Consider the following 19,647-nt stretch of genomic DNA (forward strand, 5'->3'; position numbering starts at 1 on the left):
AGGAATAGTCCGAATGCGTACCAGCCTGATCGCCGCGAGCCTGCTTGCCCTTGCCACCGCCGCTCCCGTGTCTGCAAAGAGCACTCCGGCGGCCGTGCAGGAAGTCATCGACCTTTCGAAGGAGGCGATCGGATTCCGTTCGGTGCGCGGCGAAGGCAACGAGACGGGCAAGGTCGCCGAACTCTTCCGCGAAACTCTGCTGAAAGGTGGCTGGTCGGCCGACGATATCGAAATCGTCCCGGTCGACGACACCGCCTATCTGATCGCCACATGGCCGGGCAGCGATCCCGCGCTCGGCCCGATCGTCATCTCCGCCCATATGGACGTGGTCGAAGCCAAGCCCGAGGACTGGGAACGCGATCCCTTCACCGCCGTGGTCGAGGACGGCATGCTCTACGGCCGCGGTTCGAGCGATACAAAGTTCGACGCGGTGCAGGCGATGGTCGCCACCATCCTGCTGCGCCAGCAGGGCTTCAAGCCGAAGCGCAGCATCGTGATCGCCTATTCGGGCGATGAAGAGACCACGATGATCACCTCCAAGATGATCGCCGAGAAACTGAAGCACGCCAAGCTCGTGCTCAATGTCGACGGCAATTCGGGCGTCCTCGACGAGGCGACCGGCAAGCCCGCATACTGGGTCTGGCAGGGGGCCGAGAAGACCTATGGCGACTTCAAGCTCGAGGTGACGAACCCTGGTGGCCACAGCTCGGCACCGACGGACACCAATGCCATCGCGCAGCTATCGGCTGCCTTGGCGCGGATCGGTGCCTATCGCTTCACCCCCGAAGTCAACGACATAACCCGCGACTATTTTTCCAAGGCGGCCGATTTCGAAGGGGATCCGCTGCTCGCCGCCGCCATGCGCGCCTTCGCCAAGGACCCCAAGGACAAGGCAGCGATCGCCGTACTGCGCGCAAATCCCGCCACAATTGGTTCAATCGGCACCACTTGCGTGCCTACCATGATCGACGGCGGCCATGCTCTCAATGCCCTGCCCCAGCGCGCCACCGGCTATGTCAATTGCCGCATCTTTCCAGGGCACTCGAAAGCCTCGATCATCGCCGAGCTGAAAGAGGTCGCCGACGAGCCGGCGCTGACGATCGAGGAGATCAATTCCGAATATGTCACCGAGGCCGATGCCTCGCCCTACGACAAGACATTCGTCGATGCCGCGACCAAGGCGATCCGCGCCTCTTTCGGCAATGTCCCGATCATCGCCTCGCAGGCCTCGGGCGCATCGGATTCGATGTGGTACCGCGCGCTGGGCGTGCCCAGCTACGGGGCCAGCGGCACCTTCATGAAAGACAGCGACGGCTATGCCCACGGGCTCAACGAGCGCGTGCCGGTCACCAATATCGCCAGAAGTATCGACTACTACCACGTGCTGCTGACCGAGCTGGCGTCGAAGTGAAGGCGCTCGCACTCGCCGCCGCGCTGATCGCCGCACCTGCCTCGGCGGGATCGCTCTATGTCGAGACGGGCGGGCTGCTCGATGTCGCGCATGGCACGATCGCGAGCGGACAATGCATCCTTGTCGAAGGCGAACGCATCGCGCGCGTCGAGGCCTGCGGTGCTACCCCCGAGGGGGCCGAACGGATCGACTGGTCGGCCTACACCGTCCTCCCCGGCCTCATCGACCTGCACACCCATCTCGCCGACGCCGGGCAGGATGCCGATCTCGCGCTGCCGCTCAAGACCTCGCCGCAACTGTCCGCCCTCACCGGAGCGCGCAATGCCAGGATCACGCTCGAGGCGGGCTTCACCACCGTGCGCGACGTGGGCACCTATCGCGGGCTCACCGACGTTGCGCTGCGGGACGCGATCGATCGCGGGCTCGTCCCCGGGCCGCGCATGGTCGTTGCCGGTGCCTATTTGACGCATCCGGGTGGCGGCGGCGAGCTGAACGGCGTGATCGCCAACGACCAACTGCCCGCCGACATGCGGTTGGGCGTGCTGACCAGCCCGGCGGAAGCGGCCGAACGGGCCGAGTTCCTGTTCGCCCACGGGGTCGATTTCCTCAAGATCATCGCCACCGGCGCGGTGCTCGCCATCGGCACCGAACCCGGCGAACCCGAGGTCACCGAGGACGAGATGCGCGCTGCCGTTGCAGTCGCCAGGGCGCATGGTTCCTACGCGACCGCACACGCGCATGGCGCCGAAGGAATCAGGAACGCCATCCGCGCCGGCGTGCGCAGCATCGAACATGCCAGCCTGATCGACGAGGAAGGCCTGCGCATGGCGCGTGATCACGGCGTCTGGCTGGTGATGGACGTCTTCAACGGCGACTGGATCGACGAAGTCGGCACGCGCGAGGGCTGGCCCGAGGAATATCTGCGCAAGAATCGCGAGACCACGCAGATCCAGCGCGACAATTTCCGCCGCGCGGTCGAGCTGGGCGTGCCGCTTGCCTTCGGGAGCGACGCCGGGGTCTATCCGCACGGCCTCAACGCGCGCCAGTTCGCCTATATGGTGGCCAATGGCATGACTCCCGAACAAGCGATCCGCGCGGCGACGCTGAATGCCGCCACGGTGATCGGGCAGGAGGACGAGCTGGGATCGATCGCGCCGGGCAAATTCGCCGACCTGATCGCGGTCGCAGCAAATCCGCTGGAGGACGTCACCGCGCTCGAAGACGTCACCCATGTGATGAAGGGCGGCGTGCTGGTCCGCTAAGTGGGACGTTGGGTCGGGCCGGCAGGGGCCCCCGTGGCGGAGAGGGAGGGATTGGCCTTCGCTTCGCTTCGGCCCTCTCCGGCGCTTTCGCGCCTCCGAGTCCGACCCTGAGGGTTCTCAGCCGCTCGCATATCCGCCCCCGGCCCATGCTTGCCGGCAGGGGCCCGTGGCGGAGAGGGAGGGATTCGAACCCTCGATACGGTTGCCCGTATACCGCATTTCGAGTGCGGCGCATTCGACCACTCTGCCACCTCTCCGCATATGTCGGGTGCGCTTGCGGGCCAGGGCCCCGGTCGAAGCGAGGCGCGCCGATTAGCCGAGCACCCCCGCCTTGCCAAGCCCCTTTTCACGAGAATTCGGGGGAACATCTCGTCGCCCCCATTGTAAGCCGGCCGCAAGGCCCCATATCCTTGCTTCCCATGGAACGAGCACAGTATTTCTCCGCCCAGGCCGGTCGCACCATCGATGCCCCGCGCCGCGTCAAGAGCCGCTTCGCCATCGGCGACGTGGTCAAACACCGTGTGTTCGATTTCCGCGGGGTCATCTTCGATATCGACCCGGTCTTCGCCAATAGCGACGAATGGTACGAGGCGATCCCCGAGGACATCCGGCCCGATCGCAACCAGCCCTTCTACCACCTGCTCGCCGAAAGCGACGAGAGCGACTATGTCGCCTATGTCAGCCAGCAGAACCTGGTGACGGACTCGGTTTCCGGACCGGTCTCGCACCCCGATGTGCACCAGTATTTCGAGCATTTCGAAAACGGCCGCTACCGCCTGCGGCGGAGCATGACGCACTGAGCGCCCGACACGCTCAGTTCTTGATCTTCCAGCCCGATCTGAGCAGCGCATAGGCGCCGAACGCGATCAGCGCGTTCAGCACCAGCAGGCCCGCACCGGCCAGCGCCACCGCGCCGGCGCCGCCGTCACCGATATCGCTTTGGCCAAGAAACCCGTACCTGAAGCCCGAAATCACGTAGAAGAACGGGTTCGCGTGGCTGATCGCCTGAAAGGCGGGGGCGAGCCGGTCGATCACATAGAACGTGCCCGACAGCATCGCCAGCGGTGCGATGACGAAATTGGTCACCGCGGCATTATGGTCGAATTTTTCCGCCCAGATCGACGCCAGCAGGCCGAGGAGCGACAGCATAGCGGCGCCCATCAGCCCAAACCACACCACCGCCCAGGGGTGCGCCATGGCGAGACTGACGCCGGGATAGAGCAACATCGCGCCGGCAACGACGAAGCCGACCGCCACCGCCCGCGTCATCGCCGCACCGACGATTCCCGCCATCAGCTCGCCTTCCGACAGCGGCGGCATCAGCAGGTCGATGATCGTCCCCTGGATCTTGCCCGAGAGCAGCGAAAAGGAGGAATTGGCGAAAGCATTCTGCATCATCGCCATCGCGATCAGCCCCGGCGCGACGAAGGTCGGGAAGCCGACTCCCAGCACTTCGCGCCCGCCGCGACCGAGCGCGACCGAGAAGATCACAAGAAAAAGCAGTGTGGTGACCGCCGGAGCCCAGATTGTCTGCGTCTGGACCTTGAGAAACCGGCGCACCTCCTTCATATAGAGGCTCCACAGGCCTATCCCGTTGATCCCGCGGATCACCGGGCGCCCCCGCGGCGGAAACCGGCCCTTCCCTCCGGCATTTTCTTCGATGAAGGATGCGTCCGGGTGATCGCTACCGGGCGATGCGGGCTGGGCTTGATCGACCATGGGGGCGCGACTAGGCCCAAGCGCCACGGCATGCAAGCCGCGGCGTCGAGACACGACTAACAGGACTGCGCAATGAGCTGGACCGACGAACGGATCGCAACGCTGAAGAAAATGTGGGAAGGCGGCTCGACCGCCAGCCAGATCGCCGACGAACTGGGCGGCGTCAGCCGCAATGCCGTGATCGGCAAGGCGCATCGCCTCGGCCTCAAGTCGCGTCCCTCGCCGGTCAAGGCGAACGAGAAGAAGCCCGCACCCAAGCCCAAGCCCGCCGCGCCCAAGCCGGTCGCGAAGAAGGTCGCAAAACCCGCCGCCAAGGCTCCTGCGCCTGCGCCCGCCAAGCCCGCAGCCGCACCCGCCCCCAAGGCGGATTCGGCAATTCCCTCGCAGCCGCTGCCCAACAAGAATGCCGATCTCCCCAAGATCGTCTCGGTCGGGCCCGGCGGCTTCCTGCGCCAGGGCCCTGGCGACCAGCAGGCCCCGATCCCGCCCGCGCCGCCGCGCCGGCTGGTGCCGGCCAAGCCGAGCCCCGAGATCGCCGACAAGACCAGCCTGCTCGACTTGTCGGACAAGGTCTGTCGCTGGCCGATGGGCCACCCGGGCGAACCCGATTTCCATTTCTGTGGCGAGGCCGTGAACCCCGGCTTCCCCTATTGCGTCGAACATTGCGGCCGGGCCTATCAGGCACAGCTGCCGCGCGGTGCGCGCCGTCCCCCTCCGCCGCTGCCGTTTGGCGGCCCGCGGGTGCGCTGACGATGGACTGACAACCATCGGGTCGCTCCCGCCGTCAGCAATATTTTGCGGCGGCACCAAAACAGAGCACAGCGGTTGACCCTGCGACAGGCGGGCAGGGTGCCAGCGTGCGCATTCGGCCAGGTTGGGGCCGGGAAAGGGGGACCGAAGGCGTGGACTGGCCCAACATCATCTTCGGCGCGTTCATGGCGCTTGTCGTGGTGTTTGCCACCTCGGCGCTGTCGCTCGCCATCGTCATGCGGCAACAGTACCTGCTGTGGCTGGTTGCCCGCTGTGCGGCCATCGGCCTGGTGGCGCTCACCTTCGAACCCGTCGCGACCGACCTATTCCGGACAGCCGCACAGTGGCATGCCGCCCGCGTGTCCGCCACCGATCTCATGGTCGCGGTGACCGGCCCCCTGCTTGCCACGTATGTCGGGAACGAATCCGGGCTGAAAAAGACGCGGCTGATGCTGTGGCTGATGTTTCCGGCTGGCGTGCTGCTGTCGCTGTTTGCGGCCAGGTTCGCCGGCTCGCGTCAGCTCGACTGGTTCCACGATCTGATCCTGTTCGGCCTGGTCATGGTCCTCGTGACCGGGCTGATCAATGCCGTGCGTGCGGGGAGCCGGGCCGCCACCTTCCAGACGCTTGCCTGGGCGCCAGCCCTCGCCACCGGCTTCATCGCCTTCCATTTCGAAATCGTCCGTAACGAACCGATGCCGTTTTACGCGGAAGCCATGCTGATCGCCTTCTCGATCGAGTTCGTGGTCACCGCGACGGGCATTGGCGACGGCCTTGTCCGGGCCCAGCGCGAGCGGGACGAGGCGCGCGAAGGAATGCAGGAAGCCAAGCGGGCCAACGCCATCGATCCACTGACACAGATCGCCAATCGACGCGGGCTGGTCGAGGGGTTCTCCGATCCGAAACGTGGTAGACCGATGGGCGTGGCCGTGATCGACTGCGATCATTTCAAGCGGATCAACGACATGCTCGGTCACGATGTCGGCGACGAGGTCCTGTGTGCGGTGGCCCGCGGGCTCAAGCACCAGAACGTCTTTCCCGCCCGCCACGGCGGCGAGGAATTCGTCGCGCTGCTCTACGGGGCGAACTGGGAAAGGCTGGCCGAAAACATCCGTCGGCGGATCACGATCTCGGTCCTCGAACGTGTCCCCAAGGTACCGTTCCCGGTGACTGCCAGCGCCGGTCTTGCGGAAATCGCTGCGGAAGACACGCTCGACGCCGCGATCAAGAAGGCCGATCTGGCCCTCTATGCCGCCAAGGCGGAAGGGCGCGACCGGCTGCTGGTATATTCCGGAGCGGGAACGATCGGCCCGCAGGCGTTGCGCAGCGCCTGACCTCGTGGCAACAGCGGGCCAGGCGCCTGCGCGCCGCCCGGTCGCCCCACGCCGAAAGGGAAACACAGCCATGCCGATTTCGCTTCACGCCGCCTATGTCCCGAGCGCGCTGCAAATGCTCGGCACCGCAGAGCATCTGGTCGATACGGCGGAGAAATGGTGTGCCGAGCAGGGCAGCGAACACGCCGATTTTATCGGCGCGCGGATTTACGAGGACATGCTGCCCTGGTGTTATCAGGTGAAATGCGTGGCCGAACATACGCAGGGATCGATCGAGGGCGTGCGCAAGGGCGTCTATTCGCCCGACCTCAACCCACCACCGACGAGTTTCGATGACCTGCGCGCCAAGCTGGCCGGAGCGGTCGCGGCGATGGAAGCGCTGAGCGAGGAGGAGATGGAAGCATTCATCGGCCAGCCGATGCGCTTCGAATTCAAGGATTCGCGCATGGATTTCACCGCCGAGGATTTCCTGCTCAGCTTCAGCCAGCCCAATTTCTATTTCCACTGCGCCACCGCCTACGACATCCTGCGGATGAAGGGCGTGCCGGTGGGCAAGCGCGACTTCATGGGCCGCGTAAGGATCAAGACCTGACGCGCGGCGCCTAGCGCTTGCGGGCGAACCAGATCGTGTGGCGCGGGCCCTTGTTGTTGGGCCGCGCGCGTACTTCGCGCACCTCGACGTCGAAGCCGCTTTCCTTCAGCCGCGCGGTGAATTTGTGGTCGGGCGCCGCCGACCACACGGCGAGGATACCGCCGGGCCTGAGCGCGTCGCGCGCCTTGCCCAGTCCGGTCTTCGAATAGATGCGGTAATTGGCGTCGCGCACGATCCCGTCGGGGCCGTTGTCGACATCGAGCAGGATCGCATCGTATTTGTCGGTGGTCCCGTCATTGGCATCGTCGATCAAAGCCGCGACGTCGCAGATCACGACCTGCCCGCGCGGATCGGCGAGGCTGTCGCCGGTGAGGTGCGCGAGCGGCCCTTCGGCCCATTCGAGGATTTCGGGGACGATCTCCGCCACCGTCACCGAGCCGCCCTCGGGCACATGGGCAAGCGCCGCACGATAGGTGAAGCCCATGCCATAGCCGCCGATCAGAACGCGCGGGCGCGCTGCATCGAGCTCGGCCAGAGTCAACACCGCAAGCTGCTCCTCCGAAAACTGCATCCGCGTGCCCATCAGCTCGTCGCGGCCGAGCATGATGAGGAAATCGCGCCCGTGGCTGACAAGCGTCAGCGTCTCGCCATCGGGGATGTCAGCGGTAGCCAGGGTTTCGCGGGGCAGCATGGCAGGGTCTCCAAAGCAAAGGGGCCGCAGGCGGACCTGCGACCCCTCCGTTACCGATTGGCGAAGGATCAGTCCTTCAGGAAGTCGGGCACGTGGGCTTCGCCACCGCCGTCGCGGTCGCCACGGTCGCGGCGCGGGCCACGATCGCGATCGCCACCACGACCGCCACGGCCGCCGCGGCGGTCGCCGCCACGGTCGCCACGCGGGCCACGGTCACCGCGCGGTTCGCGCGGCGGACGGGTGTCTTCCAGCTCTTCGCCGGTTTCCTGGTCGACCACGCGCATCGACAGGCGGACCTTGCCGCGCTGGTCGATCTCGAGGACCTTGACCTTCACTTCCTGGCCTTCCGACACGACGTCGGTCGGCTTCTCGACGCGCTCGTTCTTCATTTCGCTGACGTGGACGAGACCGTCCTTGCCGCCCATGAAGTTCACGAAGGCACCGAAGTCGACGATGTTGACGACCTTGCCGTTGTAGATCTTGCCGACCTCGGGCTCTTCGACGATGCCCTGGATCCAGGCCTTGGCGGCTTCGATCTGGGCGCTGTCGGACGAGCTGATCTTGATCACGCCTTCGTCGTCGATGTCGACCTTGGCGCCGGTTTCGGCGACGATCTCGCGGATCACCTTGCCGCCGGTGCCGATGACGTCACGGATCTTCGACTTGTCGATCTGGATCGTCTCGATGCGCGGAGCATGCTTCGAAACCTCGGTGCGCGAACCGGTCAGTGCCTTGTTCATCTCACCCAGGATGTGCGCACGGCCGGCCTTCGCCTGCTCGAGCGCCTTGGACATGATTTCCTGCGTGATGCCGGCAACCTTGATGTCCATCTGCATTGTGGTGATGCCCGCCTCGGTGCCGGCAACCTTGAAGTCCATGTCGCCGAGGTGGTCCTCGTCGCCGAGGATGTCCGACAGGACAGCGAAGTCGCTGCCTTCGAGGATCAGGCCCATGGCGATGCCCGACACCGGGCGCTCGATCGGAACGCCGGCGTCCATCATCGACAGACAGCCACCGCAGATCGTCGCCATCGAGCTCGAGCCGTTCGACTCGGTGATGTCCGACAGGACGCGGATCGTGTAGGGGAAGTCCTCATGCGTCGGCAGCACGTTGTGCAGCGCGCGCCAGGCGAGCTTGCCGTGGCCGGTATCGCGACGCGACGGGGCGCCGAAGCGGCCCACTTCACCGACCGAATAGGGCGGGAAGTTGTAGTGCAGCATGAAGCGTTCGTACGACAGGCCTTCGAGGCCGTCGATCATCTGCTCGCTGTCCTTGGTGCCGAGCGTGGTCGAGCACAGCGCCTGCGTTTCACCGCGAGTGAAGAGCGAGGAGCCGTGCGCACGCGGCAGCACGCCGACCATCGCCTCGATCGGGCGAACCTGGTCGAGCTTGCGGCCGTCGATGCGGGTACCGTCCTTGAGGATGGCGCCGCGGACGATTTCGGCTTCGAGCTTCTTGGTCAGCTTGATCGCGGTCATGCGCGCCTGGCCGTCGAACTCGTCGCTGGCATAATGCGCCTTGACCTTGTCGCGCGCGGCATTGAGCGCGTCTGAGCGGGCCGACTTGTCGGTCAGCTTGTAGGCTTCGGCGATATCCTTGCCGACCATCGCCTTGATGGCCGACTTCATATCGTCGTTGCCGTCCTGCGAGGCGACGTCCCAAGGCTCCTTGGCGGCCTGTTCGGCGAGGTCGATGATCGCGTTGACGACCGGGCGGATGTTGTCGTGGGCGAAGGCCACCGCACCGAGCATTTCGGCTTCGGTCAGTTCCTTGGCTTCCGATTCCACCATCATCACGGCATCGCCGGTGGCGGCGACGACGAGGTCGAGGCGGCCGTCATCGGCCAGCGCGGTGGCCTGCTTCGGATTGAGGATGTATTCGCCATCCTTGAAGCCGACGCGGCAGGCGCCGATCGGGCCCATGAAGGGGACACCCGAAATGGTCAGCGCGGCCGAGGCGGCGATCATCGCCAGCACATCGGGCTCGCATTCGCCATCATAGCTGAACACCTGCGCGATAACATTGATTTCGTTGTAGAAACCTTCGGGGAACAGCGGGCGGACCGGGCGGTCGATCAGGCGGCTGGTGAGCGTTTCCTTCTCGGTCGCACCGCGCTCGCGCTTGAAGAAGCCACCCGGGATACGGCCGGCCGAAGAGAATTTTTCCTGGTAGTGGACGGTCAGGGGGAAGAAGTCCTGGCCTTCCTTGACGCTCTTGGCGGCAGTGACCGCACACAGAACGACGGTTTCGCCATAGGTGGCGAGGACCGCGCCGTCAGCCTGACGGGCAATGCGGCCGGTTTCCAGAGTGAGGGTCTTTCCGCCCCACTCCAGCGATACGGTTTTCGTGTCGAACATGAAGTTTCCTTATGAACCCGCCGGGCCTGATTGCCGGGCGGGGCCTACAGTGCCGGGTATGCCGTCCCGGTCCGGTTCGAGGCGTTTCTCGCCTCCATTTTCCGCTTCCGCGCCGGATTGCGCGGATGCCGGATAAACGAAGGGGCGACCTGAGCCGCCCCTTCGAGAAACTCTTACTTGCGAAGACCCAGCTTCTGGATCAGCGCATTGTACCGCTCGACGTCTTTCTTCTTGAGATAGGCGAGCAGGTTGCGGCGCTTGTTGACCATCATCAGGAGGCCCCGGCGCGAGTGGTTGTCCTTGTGGTTGGACTTGAAGTGCTCGGTCAGGTTGCGGATGCGCTCGGTCAGGATCGCGACCTGGACTTCGGGCGAACCGGTGTCGCCCTTGGCGACGGCGTTGTCCTTGATGATCTCGGCTTTTTTCTCGGCGGTAACCGACATTACATTTACTCCGCGACATCCGGTAGGTTGAAACCCCGCACGACCCTGGCCGTGCCTCCGCTGAGTTCCATCAAGGCCACCGGCACATCGTGCAGCGTCGCAAGGTGGAGCCCGTCGGCATGGGGCAGCCCCGACAATACCCGGCCCTGGCGGACCGCCTGCGCGCTGTCGGGATCGAGTTGCAAGGCCGGGATGTCGTCCAGCCCCGCCTCGAGCGGCAGGAGGAGGTTTTCGATGGCCGCGCCCTTAGCTTGTTTCTCCAGTTTGTCCAGCGAAATCGCCTGTTCCTCGCGGAACGGGCCGGCCTTGATGCGCCTGAGATAGGTGACGTGCCCCACGCTTCCAAGCGAGTGCGCGATGTCCCGTGCAAGGCTTCGGATGTAGGTTCCCTTCGACACATGCGCGACGAGCGTCACGCTGTCGGCCAGTTCGAGCGGAGCCTGCGGATCGTAGGGGTCGGGCCGTCCGGCGGTGGTGGCGAAGGTCGAGCGCAGTTCGGCATCCTCGCGCTCGCCCGGGAAACCGAGCGAGTGGATTGTCACCGCGCGGGTCTTCATTGTCACCTCTTCCCCCGCCCGCGCGCGGTCATATGCCCGCTTGCCGTCGATCTTCACGGCCGAATAGGCCGGCGGGACCTGCTCGATATCGCCGGTGAAATGATCGAGCACGGCAGCGATGGCGGCCATCGGCGGGCGGCGGTCGCTGCGCTCGATCACCTCGCCCTCGGCATCGAGCGTGTCGGTCTCCTCGCCGAACTGGATGGTGAAGGCGTAGATCTTGTCGCTGTCGAGCATGCGCCCGGCGAGCTTCGTCGCCTCGCCCAGCGCGATCGGCAGGACGCCTTCGGCAAGCGGATCGAGCGTGCCGCCGTGACCGACCTTGGTCCTGGCATAGCCGTTCTGGCGCAGCACACGCTTGACCGCCGAAACCGCCTGCGTCGAGCCGAGCCCACGCGGCTTGTCGAGTACCAGCCAGCCGTGGGGTGCGGGTTTCGGGTCGCTCATCCGGCGACGATCCGCGCGACGTTGTCGGCGAGGCCGAAGAAATGCATCACGATCCACTGCACCGGCGGCCACACCACATGTTCGACGATGCCGCTGTCGGGGAAGGCCCAGGTCGCGGCGACGAGCACGATGATCAGCACCATGCCGAGCTGCTGCAGCTTCTGCCACTGCGCGGCCATGCTGCGGGGCAATAGGCCGCCGACAATATGCGACCCGTCGAATGGCGGGATCGGCAGCAGATTGAAGAAGGCCAGGAAGGCATTGATCATGATGAAGCTGGCAAATGCGGTCATCGCCCAGTCGGGCATCGACGTTCCGCTGACTCCCAGCAACACGCCGACGAGGACGGCAGCGATGAAGGCGAGCAGGATGTTCGTTGCCGGACCGGCAGCTGCGACCAGCATCATCCCGTAGCGCGGATTGTCGAGCCGCCGGGCATTGACCGGCACGGGCTTGGCCCAGCCGAACACAGGGCCGCCGAACAGCGCCAGCGCACCGGGCACCAGCAGCGTGCCGACTGGGTCGACGTGGCGCAGCGGATTGAGCGACAGGCGCCGCTGTTCGCGGGCCGTCGGATCGCCCAGCGCTAGCGCCGTCCAGCCATGCGCAACCTCGTGGAAGACGATGGCGACGATCAGGCAGGGGATCAGGATCACCGCGAGGAGAAGCGTTTCGGTCATGGCGGGCTAGATAGGGAGCGCGGTGTCAGCCCGCCAGCGCTTCGCGGAAATGCTTGCGGCACATGGCGACATAGCGATCGTTGCCGCCGATCTCGGTCTGCGCGCCTTCGCTCACCGCCCTGCCCTCGGCATCGACGCGCAGGTTCATCGTCGCCTTGCGTCCACAGTCGCACACGGCCTTCATCTCGACCAGCGAATCGGCAATGCCGAGCAGCGCCGCCGATCCGGGAAAGAGCGCGCCCTGGAAATCGGTCCGGAGGCCATAGCAGAGCACCGGGATGCCCGCGTCGTCGGCCAGCCGCGCCAATTGCCATACCTGGTCGTCGGTCAGGAACTGCGCCTCGTCGACCAGCACGCAGGCGATGGGGTCCTCGGCATGGTCGGCCAGCACGCGCGCCTCGATATCGGTGTCCGCCTCGTAGCGATGCGCATCGCTGGAAAGGCCGATGCGGCTCGAGATCGCCCCGAAACCGGGCCGGTCGTCGAGCGCGGCCGTCCACAGCGACACGCGCATGCCGCGTTCGCCGTAGTTGAAGGCGGCCTGCAGCAACGTGCTGCTCTTCCCCGCATTCATGCTGGCATAGTAGAAATAGAGCTTGGCCACTCAGTCCTCTGCGTCGAGATCGCGGGCGACCTTGGGATCGTTGAGCAAGCGCTCGATCCGATCGGCCTCGTCGAAGCTCTCGTCGGGCTGGAAGTTGAGCCGCGGCGCGAATTTGAGGCCCAGCCGCTGCGCGACCTCCTTCTGGAAGAAGGCGGTATTGGTCCGCAGCGCCTTGAGCACCACGCCCTCGTCCTCGCCCAGCAGCGGCTTCACATAGGCTTTCGCATTGCGCAGGTCGGGCGTCATGCGTACTTCGGTGACCGCGATATTGCTCGCCGAGAGGACCTCGTCATGCGCCTCGCCGCGCGCGAGCAGTTCGGACAGGATATGGCGCACGCGCTCGCCCACCTTGAGGACGCGGACCGACTGTTGCTCGGGGGTGGATTGCTGGTGCTTGGCCATCAGTTTTCTCCGGTCGGACGCGGTGTCGGGATCGCGGTGCTGGTCGAGCGAGCAAGCAAAGTGCCGGTCTCGTCGAACAGCTCGCCTTCGAGGAAGATGACCTTGCGCCCGCGACGCACGACGCGGCCCTTGCCCACCAGCGGACCGGCGCGCACGGGCTTCAGGAGGCTCATCGAGATTTCGAGGTTGAGCGGCGCTTCGGCCTGGTCGGTGGCCCAGACATGCGCCCAGCCCATCACCTCGTCGAGGAAGCCCGCGACGAGTCCGCCCTGCACGCTCCCACGCGGGGTGATGAAGCTGTCAGGCGCGTGAAAGCGCAAGGTGATCTCCTCGCGCTCCTTGTCGAAGCTCTCGAAGGCAACGCCCATCAAGTCGGCATGGGCATGGCCGAGAGCATGCTTGGGGTCGGTCAATCGTTCACTCCCGGTACGGGTGTCGGGATGGCGCTGGAGGTTGCGCGGGCCAGCACATTATCCTCCCGGTCGAGCAGTTCACCCTCGAGGAAGGCCACGCGCTTGCCCACCTTCACCACGCGCCCCTTGGCGGTGATGGTTTCCATCGGGACCATGCGCAGGAAAGTGAGGTTCATGTCGAGATTGAGCGGGAGACGCTGATCGGCTGCGCCGAAACGCGCCTCGGTCACCGCGAGCAGCGCGCCGCCCATGACCTCGTCGAGGAACCCCGCGATCAACCCGCCCTGCACCGCGCCGCGCGGAGATGCGAAGCTCGGCGGCGGGGTATAGCGACAGGTGAGTTCGCCCTTTTCTGCGTCGAAAGAGACGAACTCGCTGCCCATCAGCTCGGACGATGGCGAGCGCCTGCGTTCGTAGATCCTCGCCATGCGTCCTCAGCCCCTGCTTACAGCGTGCGCTCACGCTCCTCGACTTCGAAGACCTCGAGCTGGTCGCCCGGCTGGATGTCGTTGGTGTCGGCGAGGACCACACCGCATTCGAGACCCGTGCGGACCTCGTCGACATCGTCCTTGAAGCGACGCAGGCTGGCGATGGTGGTAGCCGAGACGATGACGTCGTCGCGCGTGAGGCGTGCGTGCAGCCCCTTGCGGATGACGCCTTCCTCGACCAGCAGGCCGGCGGCCTTGTCCTTCTTGCCCGAACGGAACACTTCCTTGACCGCGGCACGGCCGACGACGTGTTCGATCCGCTCCGGACCCAGTTCGCCTGCCATCTCCTTCGCGATTTCCTCGGTCAGGTGGTAGATGACGTCGTAATACTTCATCTCCACGCCATCGCGCTTGACCAGCTCGCGCGCCTTGGCGTTGGGGCGGACGTTGAAGCCGATGATCGGTGCCTTCGAGGCCGCGGCCAGCTGCACGTCGCTTTCGGTGATCGCACCCACGCCCGCGTGCAGCACGCGGACTTTGATATCGTCGTTCGAAAGGTTGTGCAGCGCGGTGGTGATCGCTTCGACCGAGCCTTGCACGTCGGCCTTCACCAGCACCGGGAATTCGATGACGTTCGACGCGAGGTTGTTGAACATCGTGTCGAAACTGGTCGGCGCGAGTGCGGTGCGCTTTTCGGTCGCCTTTTCCTGGCGGTATGCCGCGACTTCGCGGGCACGCTGCTCGTTCTCGACCACGGTCAGCGTATCGCCGGCGCTCGGCACGCCGCCGAGGCCGAGGACCTCGACCGGCATCGAGGGGCCGGCTTCCTTGATCTGCTTGCCCTGGTCGTTGACGATCGCACGGACACGGCCGCTTTCGGTCCCGACGACGAAGGTGTCGCCGCGCTTGAGCGTGCCGCGGGTAACGAGCACGGTCGCGACGGGGCCGCGGCCCTTGTCGAGCTGCGCCTCGATCACGGTCGCTTCGGCCATGCGGTCGGGGTTGGCTTTCAGTTCGAGCAGTTCGGCCTGCAGCGCGATCTTGTCGAGCAAATCGTCGAGCCCGGCCTTGGTCTTGGCCGAGATCTCGACGTCCTGCACATCGCCCGACATCTTCTCGACGATGATCTCGTGCTCGAGCAGGCGCGTGCGGACATTGTCCGGATCGGCTTCGGGCTTGTCCATCTTGTTGATCGCCACGATCATCGGGACGCCAGCCGCCTTGGTGTGATTGATGGCCTCGATCGTCTGCGGCATGATGCCGTCATCGGCAGCGACCACCAGCACCACGATATCGGTGATGTTGGCGCCGCGCTGGCGCATCTGGGTAAAGGCAGCGTGGCCCGGCGTATCGAGGAAGGTGATCGCGTCGCCGCCCTTCGTCTTCACCTGATAGCTGCCGATGTGCTGGGTGATGCCGCCAGCTTCGCCCTTCACGACATTGGCGCCGCGCAGCGCGTCGAGCAGGCTGGTTTTGCCGTGGTCGACATGGCCCATGATGGTGACCACCGGCGGACGCGGCTTGAGCGTCTCTTCGGGATCGACATCCTGTTCGGCCGAAATATCGACATCGGCTTCGGACACCTTCTCGATGCGGTGGCCGAACTGTTCGACGAGCAGCTCCGCCGTATCCTGGTCGATCGTCTGGTTGACGGTGACCATCATGTCGAGATTGAACAGTTCCTTGACGAGGTCGGCGCCCTTCTCGCCCATGCGCTTGGCCAGCTCGCCGACCGTGATCGCCTCGGGGACGACGACGTCGCGGACCTGTTTCTCGCGCGGCTTGCTCGAGCCGCCGCCCTGCATGCGGCGCTCCTTTTCACGCGCACGCTTGAGCGCGGCGAGGCTGCGCGCACGGCGGCCTTCGTCCTCGTTGAGGGCCTTCTTGACCGAAAGCTTGCCAGAACGACGCTTGTCCGAAGTCTCGGCGCCGCGCGCGGGCTTGTCTTCCTTCTTCTTGCGCTCGGGCTTCTTCGGCTCGGGACGCGCGACGGGCGTGAAGCGACGCGGGGCCGGGGCCGGCGTGGCACTGCCGGTATCTTCGGCAGGAGCTTCCTCGGCAGGAGCTTCCTCGGCGGGAGCTTGCACCGCCTTCTTGGCGTCTTCCTTGGCCTTCTTGGCGGCCTCGGCTTCGGCCTTCTTGTTCTCCTCGGCGCGCTTCTTCTCGTCCTCGGCGGCCTGCTTGGCCTGCTCTTCCTCGCGCTTGCGCGCTTCCTCGGCCAGCCGCAGGCGATCTTCCTCGGCTTCGCGCTGGAGGCGGGCGACGCGTTCCTGCGGGGTTTCCCCGGCGGGCGCGGGTTTCTTGGGCGCGGCAGGCTTGGCTGCGGGCGCAGGCGCCGGAGCGGGCGCGGCCTCGACCTTGGGCTCCGGAGGCGGCGGAGGCGGGGTCTCGCCGGGCTTCACGAGCTTGCGGCGGCGCTTCACCTCGACCGCGACCTTGTTGGTGCGGCCGTGGCTGAAGGTCTGCTTGACCTCGCCCGGCTGCGCGCCCTTCAGGGTCAGCGGTTTGCGGGCTGGTTTCTTGTCGTCGTCGCTCATTCTTGCTCGTTTCTCTTCTTCGTATCGTTCAATTCGTCATCCGGCCCGCGCGCAAGCGCGGCCTTCGTTGGTCGGCTAAGCCTGCCCCAGATAGTGCATGAGGCGCGTCAGGGGCTTCATCACCCTCGCGGCCGCAGCATCATCGGCCCCGGAGCCCGCAACGGCCAGATGGACGACATTGTCGCGGCCCAATGCCACAGACAAAGCGTTCCGGTCCAGAGGCAGTTCGAGCCCGCGTTCGCCCGACCCTTCCGCCTCGCGTCCCACGCGCCAGGCCTGGTCTAGCTTCTTGCGGCCGTCCTCGCTCGCATCGCGGGCATGCAGCAGCAGCGCCACGGCCCCGCCGCGTGCCGCCTCGGCAATGCGCTGCGTCCCCAAGATAAGGCTTCCGACGCGCATTTCGAGCCCCAGCCGGTCGAGCAGGACGCGGGTCAACGCATCCTCGACCATTTGCGGCAGGTTTTCGGGCAGTTCGAGATCGCCGGTCTTGAAGGCCCGCGCGAGCGCGCCCTTCAGCCTGCCCTTGGCCTGGGCCTCGACAAGCTGGCCGCGCGTAACGCCGATCCATGCACCGCGACCGGGCGCCTTTTCCTGCGCGTCGGGCAGCACGAGGCCTGCGGGCGAGGCAACCAGCCGCACGAGCGTTTCGCGCGGGGCCGTCTCGCCCGAAAGAATGCAGCGGCGTTCAGGGCAGCCCTTGGCGGGCCCGGAAGCTTTCCGGGCCTTGGGCGTGTCAGCGATGTCGGGGCTCAGGCGCTCATTGGGTGGAGTCCGCATCGGCGGCCTCCTGCGTGTCGGCATCACCGGCATCGGTTGCCGGAGCTTCCTCTTCGTCGTCGAACCAGTGTGCGCGGGCAGCCATGATGATCTCGTTGCCCTGCTCTTCGGTCAGACCGTATTCGCCCAGCACGCCGCCCTTGTCCTGCTCGCGCACCGAAGGGCGCCGCATCGGCGGGCCATCGGCATTGTTGCGGCGGCGCGGAGCTTCGCGCTTCTTCTGGATCAGTTCGTCGGTCGCGAGATCGGCGAGATCGTCGAGCGTCTTGATGCCCGCCTTGCCCAGCGTGACCAGCATGGCCTCGGTGAGATGCGGCAGCTCGGCAAGATCGTCCTCCACACCCAGTTCGCGGCGCGCCTCGCGATGCGCAGCTTCCTGGCGCTCGATCGCTTCGAGCGCACGGCTCTGGAGTTCCTCGGCGAGTTCCTCGTCGAAGCCCTCGATGCTCGCCAGTTCGTCGAGTTCGACATAGGCGACTTCCTCGAGCTCGGCGAAGCCTTCGGCGACGAGCAGCTGCGACAGCGTTTCGTCGACATCGAGTTCCTCTTCGAACATCTTCGAGCGCTCGGCGAATTCCTTCTGGCGCTTCTCCGAGGCTTCTTCCTCGGTCATGATGTCGATCTGGTTGCCGGTCAGCTGGCTGGCGAGACGCACGTTCTGGCCGCGGCGACCGATCGCGAGCGACAGCTGGTCATCGGGAACGACGACTTCGATGCGCCCGTCTTCCTCGTCGAGCACGACGCGGCTGACGGTAGCCGGCTGGAGCGCGTTGACGATGAAGGTCGCGCCATCTTCCGACCAGGGAATGATGTCGATCTTCTCGCCCTGCAGCTCCTGCACCACGGCCTGGACGCGGCTGCCCTTCATGCCGACGCAGGCGCCGACCGGATCGATGCTGGAATCGTGGCTGATCACGCCGATCTTGGCGCGGCTGCCCGGGTCGCGGGCAGCGGCCTTGATCTCGATGATGCCGTCGTAGATTTCGGGCACTTCCTGCGCGAACAGCTTCTTCATGAAGTCGGGATGCGCACGGCTGAGGAAGATCTGCGGGCCGCGATTGTTGCGCTCGACCTTGGTGATCAGCGCGCGGACGCGCTCGCCGACGCGGGCGGCCTCGCGCGGGATCTGCTGGTCCCGGCGGATGACGCCTTCTGCACGGCCGAGGTTGACGATCACATGGCCGAATTCGACCGACTTGATCACGCCGGTGATGACTTCGCCCGCGCGGTCCTTGAATTCCTCGTACTGCCGCTCGCGTTCGGCATCGCGGACCTTCTGGAAGATCACCTGCTTGGCGCTCTGCGCGTCGATGCGGCCGAGATCGACCGGCGGCAGCGGATCGACGATGAAGTCGCCGACCTTGGCATTGGCGTCGAGCTTGGCGGCTGCCTTGAGGTCGACCTGCTTGAAGTAGTCCTCTACTTCCTCGACCACCTCGACGACGCGCCACAGGCGCAGGTCGCCGGTCTGCGGGTCGAGCTTGGCCCGGATGTCGTTTTCCGCGCCGTAGCGGTTGCGGGCGGACTTCTGGATCGCTTCTTCCATCGCCTCGATGACGATGGCCTTGTCGATCATCTTTTCCGAAGCGACCGAATTGGCGATCGCGAGGAGTTCAGCCTTGTTGGCGGAAATGGCACTGGCCATCAGTCGTCTGCCTTCTCTTCAGTTTCGACGATTTCGTCGGCACCGCTCGTATCGAGCGGCTGGGTGGCGGCGATCAGCGCGTCGGTAAGGACGAGCTGCGCCGAATGGATCTGGTCGCGGGGAACGGATACCTCGCCCGCCTTGCGGTCGTCGATAGTGACCATATCGCCATCGATGCCCTTGAGAAGCCCGCGCAAGTTGCGCTGGCCATCCCAGCCCTTGGTCATCGAGATCTTCGTTTCGTGCCCCGCCCAATCGGCGAAATCCTTCGCACGGGTCAGCGGGCGATCGATGCCGGGGCTCGACACCTCGAGGTGATAGGCGCCGTCGATCAGCACCTCGCCCTGCTCCTCGAGTGCGTCGATACGGTCCGAAACGCGGCGCGAGAGCGCGGCGCATTGGTCAATGACCAGCTGGCCGGTAGCAGGGTCCTCGGCCATGATCTGCAGCGCCTCGCCGCCGTCACCGGCTTCGGAGGGCATCATCTTGACGCGCACGAGCTCGAAGCCGAGCGCCTGCGCCTCGGGTTCGATCACTTCGGTCAAGCGTGCAAGATCGGCCATTCGGTCTCCAATTACAGGTCCCATACGACACTGCG

At 65.6% G+C, this 19,647-nt stretch carries 20 protein-coding genes and 1 tRNA gene; 6 read left to right on the forward strand and 15 right to left on the reverse strand.

Annotated elements, in window-relative coordinates; all coding sequences use genetic code 11:
* Positions 1 to 13 precede the first annotated feature (13 nt).
* Together ACEQZ0_RS01250 and ACEQZ0_RS01255 are read left to right on the forward strand one after the other, a co-directional pair.
* Positions 14 to 1,411 carry a M20/M25/M40 family metallo-hydrolase gene (locus ACEQZ0_RS01250; protein WP_370187545.1) on the forward strand — a complete coding sequence of 466 codons (1,398 nt, stop codon included), beginning with the start codon at positions 14 to 16 and terminating at the stop codon, positions 1,409 to 1,411.
* Positions 1,408 to 2,673 (forward strand): amidohydrolase family protein, encoded by a 1,266-nt coding sequence (locus tag ACEQZ0_RS01255; RefSeq protein ID WP_370187548.1) that lies wholly within the window; start codon positions 1,408 to 1,410, stop codon positions 2,671 to 2,673. Before ACEQZ0_RS01250 ends, ACEQZ0_RS01255 begins: the two co-directional genes overlap by 4 nt.
* Before the next feature lie 167 nt (positions 2,674 to 2,840).
* On the opposite strand, the gene ACEQZ0_RS01260 is transcribed toward ACEQZ0_RS01255, so the two are convergent.
* Positions 2,841 to 2,930: transfer RNA gene (locus tag ACEQZ0_RS01260), tRNA-Ser, on the reverse strand.
* A gap of 162 nt (positions 2,931 to 3,092) precedes the next feature.
* Between ACEQZ0_RS01260 and hspQ the strand changes: the two genes are divergently transcribed.
* Positions 3,093 to 3,473 (forward strand): heat shock protein HspQ, encoded by a 381-nt coding sequence (hspQ, locus tag ACEQZ0_RS01265; RefSeq protein WP_370187552.1) that lies wholly within the window; start codon positions 3,093 to 3,095, stop codon positions 3,471 to 3,473.
* 13 nt (positions 3,474 to 3,486) lie between these two features.
* Here hspQ and ACEQZ0_RS01270 read toward each other — a convergent pair whose 3' ends face one another.
* Entirely contained in the window at positions 3,487 to 4,392 is a 906-nt protein-coding gene (locus tag ACEQZ0_RS01270) for an ABC transporter permease (protein WP_370187555.1), read from the reverse strand.
* A 72-nt stretch (positions 4,393 to 4,464) separates the two neighbouring features.
* Here ACEQZ0_RS01270 and ACEQZ0_RS01275 point away from each other — a divergent pair, with 72 nt between their 5' ends.
* The 3 genes from ACEQZ0_RS01275 to ACEQZ0_RS01285 all read left to right on the forward strand — a co-directional run bounded on the left by ACEQZ0_RS01275 (position 4,465) and on the right by ACEQZ0_RS01285 (position 7,068).
* Positions 4,465 to 5,142 carry a GcrA family cell cycle regulator gene (locus ACEQZ0_RS01275; protein WP_370187558.1) on the forward strand — a complete coding sequence of 226 codons (678 nt, stop codon included), beginning with the start codon at positions 4,465 to 4,467 and terminating at the stop codon, positions 5,140 to 5,142.
* Positions 5,143 to 5,294: 152 nt separating this feature from the next.
* Positions 5,295 to 6,476, forward strand: a complete 1,182-nt coding sequence (locus ACEQZ0_RS01280; protein WP_370187561.1) for a diguanylate cyclase — start codon at positions 5,295 to 5,297, stop codon at positions 6,474 to 6,476.
* A 70-nt stretch (positions 6,477 to 6,546) separates the two neighbouring features.
* Positions 6,547 to 7,068 (forward strand): DUF1993 family protein, encoded by a 522-nt coding sequence (locus ACEQZ0_RS01285; protein WP_370187563.1) that lies wholly within the window; start codon positions 6,547 to 6,549, stop codon positions 7,066 to 7,068.
* A 10-nt stretch (positions 7,069 to 7,078) separates the two neighbouring features.
* On the opposite strand, the gene ACEQZ0_RS01290 is transcribed toward ACEQZ0_RS01285, so the two are convergent.
* From ACEQZ0_RS01290 to rimP, 13 genes are all read right to left on the reverse strand, one after another.
* Positions 7,079 to 7,759 carry a spermidine synthase gene (locus tag ACEQZ0_RS01290; protein ID WP_370187566.1) on the reverse strand — a complete coding sequence of 227 codons (681 nt, stop codon included), beginning with the start codon at positions 7,757 to 7,759 and terminating at the stop codon, positions 7,079 to 7,081.
* Between the two features lie 68 nt (positions 7,760 to 7,827).
* Positions 7,828 to 10,116 (reverse strand): polyribonucleotide nucleotidyltransferase, encoded by a 2,289-nt coding sequence (pnp, locus tag ACEQZ0_RS01295; RefSeq protein ID WP_370187569.1) that lies wholly within the window; start codon positions 10,114 to 10,116, stop codon positions 7,828 to 7,830.
* Between the two features lie 173 nt (positions 10,117 to 10,289).
* Positions 10,290 to 10,559: a 30S ribosomal protein S15 gene (gene rpsO, locus ACEQZ0_RS01300; protein ID WP_278322139.1), complete on the reverse strand. Its 270-nt coding sequence runs from the start codon at positions 10,557 to 10,559 to the stop codon at positions 10,290 to 10,292.
* A 5-nt stretch (positions 10,560 to 10,564) separates the two neighbouring features.
* Positions 10,565 to 11,563, reverse strand: a complete 999-nt coding sequence (gene truB / locus ACEQZ0_RS01305; protein WP_370187573.1) for a tRNA pseudouridine(55) synthase TruB — start codon at positions 11,561 to 11,563, stop codon at positions 10,565 to 10,567.
* Complete coding sequence (locus ACEQZ0_RS01310) at positions 11,560 to 12,243, reverse strand: site-2 protease family protein (RefSeq protein ID WP_370187576.1); 684 nt, start codon at positions 12,241 to 12,243, stop codon at positions 11,560 to 11,562. The genes truB and ACEQZ0_RS01310 overlap by 4 nt, the downstream gene beginning before the upstream one ends.
* Positions 12,244 to 12,268: 25 nt before the next feature.
* Positions 12,269 to 12,847 carry a thymidine kinase gene (locus tag ACEQZ0_RS01315; RefSeq protein ID WP_370187579.1) on the reverse strand — a complete coding sequence of 193 codons (579 nt, stop codon included), beginning with the start codon at positions 12,845 to 12,847 and terminating at the stop codon, positions 12,269 to 12,271.
* Positions 12,848 to 13,249 (reverse strand): 30S ribosome-binding factor RbfA, encoded by a 402-nt coding sequence (gene rbfA, locus ACEQZ0_RS01320; RefSeq protein ID WP_370187580.1) that lies wholly within the window; start codon positions 13,247 to 13,249, stop codon positions 12,848 to 12,850.
* A complete protein-coding gene (locus tag ACEQZ0_RS01325; protein WP_370187582.1) occupies positions 13,249 to 13,662 on the reverse strand; it encodes a PaaI family thioesterase in 414 nt (137 codons plus the stop codon). Before ACEQZ0_RS01325 ends, rbfA begins: the two co-directional genes overlap by 1 nt.
* Positions 13,659 to 14,090, reverse strand: a complete 432-nt coding sequence (locus ACEQZ0_RS01330) for a PaaI family thioesterase (protein WP_370187585.1) — start codon at positions 14,088 to 14,090, stop codon at positions 13,659 to 13,661. The genes ACEQZ0_RS01325 and ACEQZ0_RS01330 overlap by 4 nt, the downstream gene beginning before the upstream one ends.
* 17 nt (positions 14,091 to 14,107) lie before the next feature.
* Positions 14,108 to 16,627, reverse strand: a complete 2,520-nt coding sequence (gene infB, locus ACEQZ0_RS01335) for a translation initiation factor IF-2 (protein ID WP_370187588.1) — start codon at positions 16,625 to 16,627, stop codon at positions 14,108 to 14,110.
* A gap of 75 nt (positions 16,628 to 16,702) precedes the next feature.
* Positions 16,703 to 17,404, reverse strand: coding sequence for a DUF448 domain-containing protein (locus ACEQZ0_RS01340; protein ID WP_370187591.1), 702 nt, complete (start codon positions 17,402 to 17,404; stop codon positions 16,703 to 16,705).
* Positions 17,385 to 19,049 (reverse strand): transcription termination factor NusA, encoded by a 1,665-nt coding sequence (gene nusA, locus ACEQZ0_RS01345; protein WP_370187593.1) that lies wholly within the window; start codon positions 19,047 to 19,049, stop codon positions 17,385 to 17,387. Before nusA ends, ACEQZ0_RS01340 begins: the two co-directional genes overlap by 20 nt.
* Positions 19,049 to 19,612, reverse strand: coding sequence for a ribosome maturation protein RimP (gene rimP / locus ACEQZ0_RS01350; RefSeq protein ID WP_370187596.1), 564 nt, complete (start codon positions 19,610 to 19,612; stop codon positions 19,049 to 19,051). Before rimP ends, nusA begins: the two co-directional genes overlap by 1 nt.
* Positions 19,613 to 19,647 lie beyond the last annotated feature (35 nt).

Source organism: Qipengyuania sp. (genome assembly GCF_964227205.1).
Lineage (GTDB): Bacteria > Pseudomonadota > Alphaproteobacteria > Sphingomonadales > Sphingomonadaceae > Qipengyuania.

Excerpts from the sequence above, each read along its gene's own strand:
- hspQ (WP_370187552.1), top strand. The coding sequence starts at position 3,093 with ATGGAACGAGCACAGTATTTCTCCGCCCAGGCCGGTCGCACCATCGAT.
- ACEQZ0_RS01310 (WP_370187576.1), bottom strand. The coding sequence starts at position 12,243 with ATGACCGAAACGCTTCTCCTCGCGGTGATCCTGATCCCCTGCCTGATC.
- ACEQZ0_RS01290 (WP_370187566.1), bottom strand. The coding sequence starts at position 7,759 with ATGCTGCCCCGCGAAACCCTGGCTACCGCTGACATCCCCGATGGCGAG.
- nusA (WP_370187593.1), bottom strand. The coding sequence starts at position 19,049 with ATGGCCAGTGCCATTTCCGCCAACAAGGCTGAACTCCTCGCGATCGCC.
- ACEQZ0_RS01330 (WP_370187585.1), bottom strand. The coding sequence starts at position 14,090 with ATGGCGAGGATCTACGAACGCAGGCGCTCGCCATCGTCCGAGCTGATG.
- pnp (WP_370187569.1), bottom strand. The coding sequence starts at position 10,116 with ATGTTCGACACGAAAACCGTATCGCTGGAGTGGGGCGGAAAGACCCTC.
- infB (WP_370187588.1), bottom strand. The coding sequence starts at position 16,627 with ATGAGCGACGACGACAAGAAACCAGCCCGCAAACCGCTGACCCTGAAG.
- ACEQZ0_RS01270 (WP_370187555.1), bottom strand. The coding sequence starts at position 4,392 with ATGGTCGATCAAGCCCAGCCCGCATCGCCCGGTAGCGATCACCCGGAC.
- rpsO (WP_278322139.1), bottom strand. The coding sequence starts at position 10,559 with ATGTCGGTTACCGCCGAGAAAAAAGCCGAGATCATCAAGGACAACGCC.
- rbfA (WP_370187580.1), bottom strand. The coding sequence starts at position 13,249 with ATGGCCAAGCACCAGCAATCCACCCCCGAGCAACAGTCGGTCCGCGTC.
- truB (WP_370187573.1), bottom strand. The coding sequence starts at position 11,563 with ATGAGCGACCCGAAACCCGCACCCCACGGCTGGCTGGTACTCGACAAG.
- ACEQZ0_RS01340 (WP_370187591.1), bottom strand. The coding sequence starts at position 17,404 with ATGCGGACTCCACCCAATGAGCGCCTGAGCCCCGACATCGCTGACACG.
- ACEQZ0_RS01250 (WP_370187545.1), top strand. The coding sequence starts at position 14 with ATGCGTACCAGCCTGATCGCCGCGAGCCTGCTTGCCCTTGCCACCGCC.
- ACEQZ0_RS01285 (WP_370187563.1), top strand. The coding sequence starts at position 6,547 with ATGCCGATTTCGCTTCACGCCGCCTATGTCCCGAGCGCGCTGCAAATG.
- rimP (WP_370187596.1), bottom strand. The coding sequence starts at position 19,612 with ATGGCCGATCTTGCACGCTTGACCGAAGTGATCGAACCCGAGGCGCAG.
- ACEQZ0_RS01275 (WP_370187558.1), top strand. The coding sequence starts at position 4,465 with ATGAGCTGGACCGACGAACGGATCGCAACGCTGAAGAAAATGTGGGAA.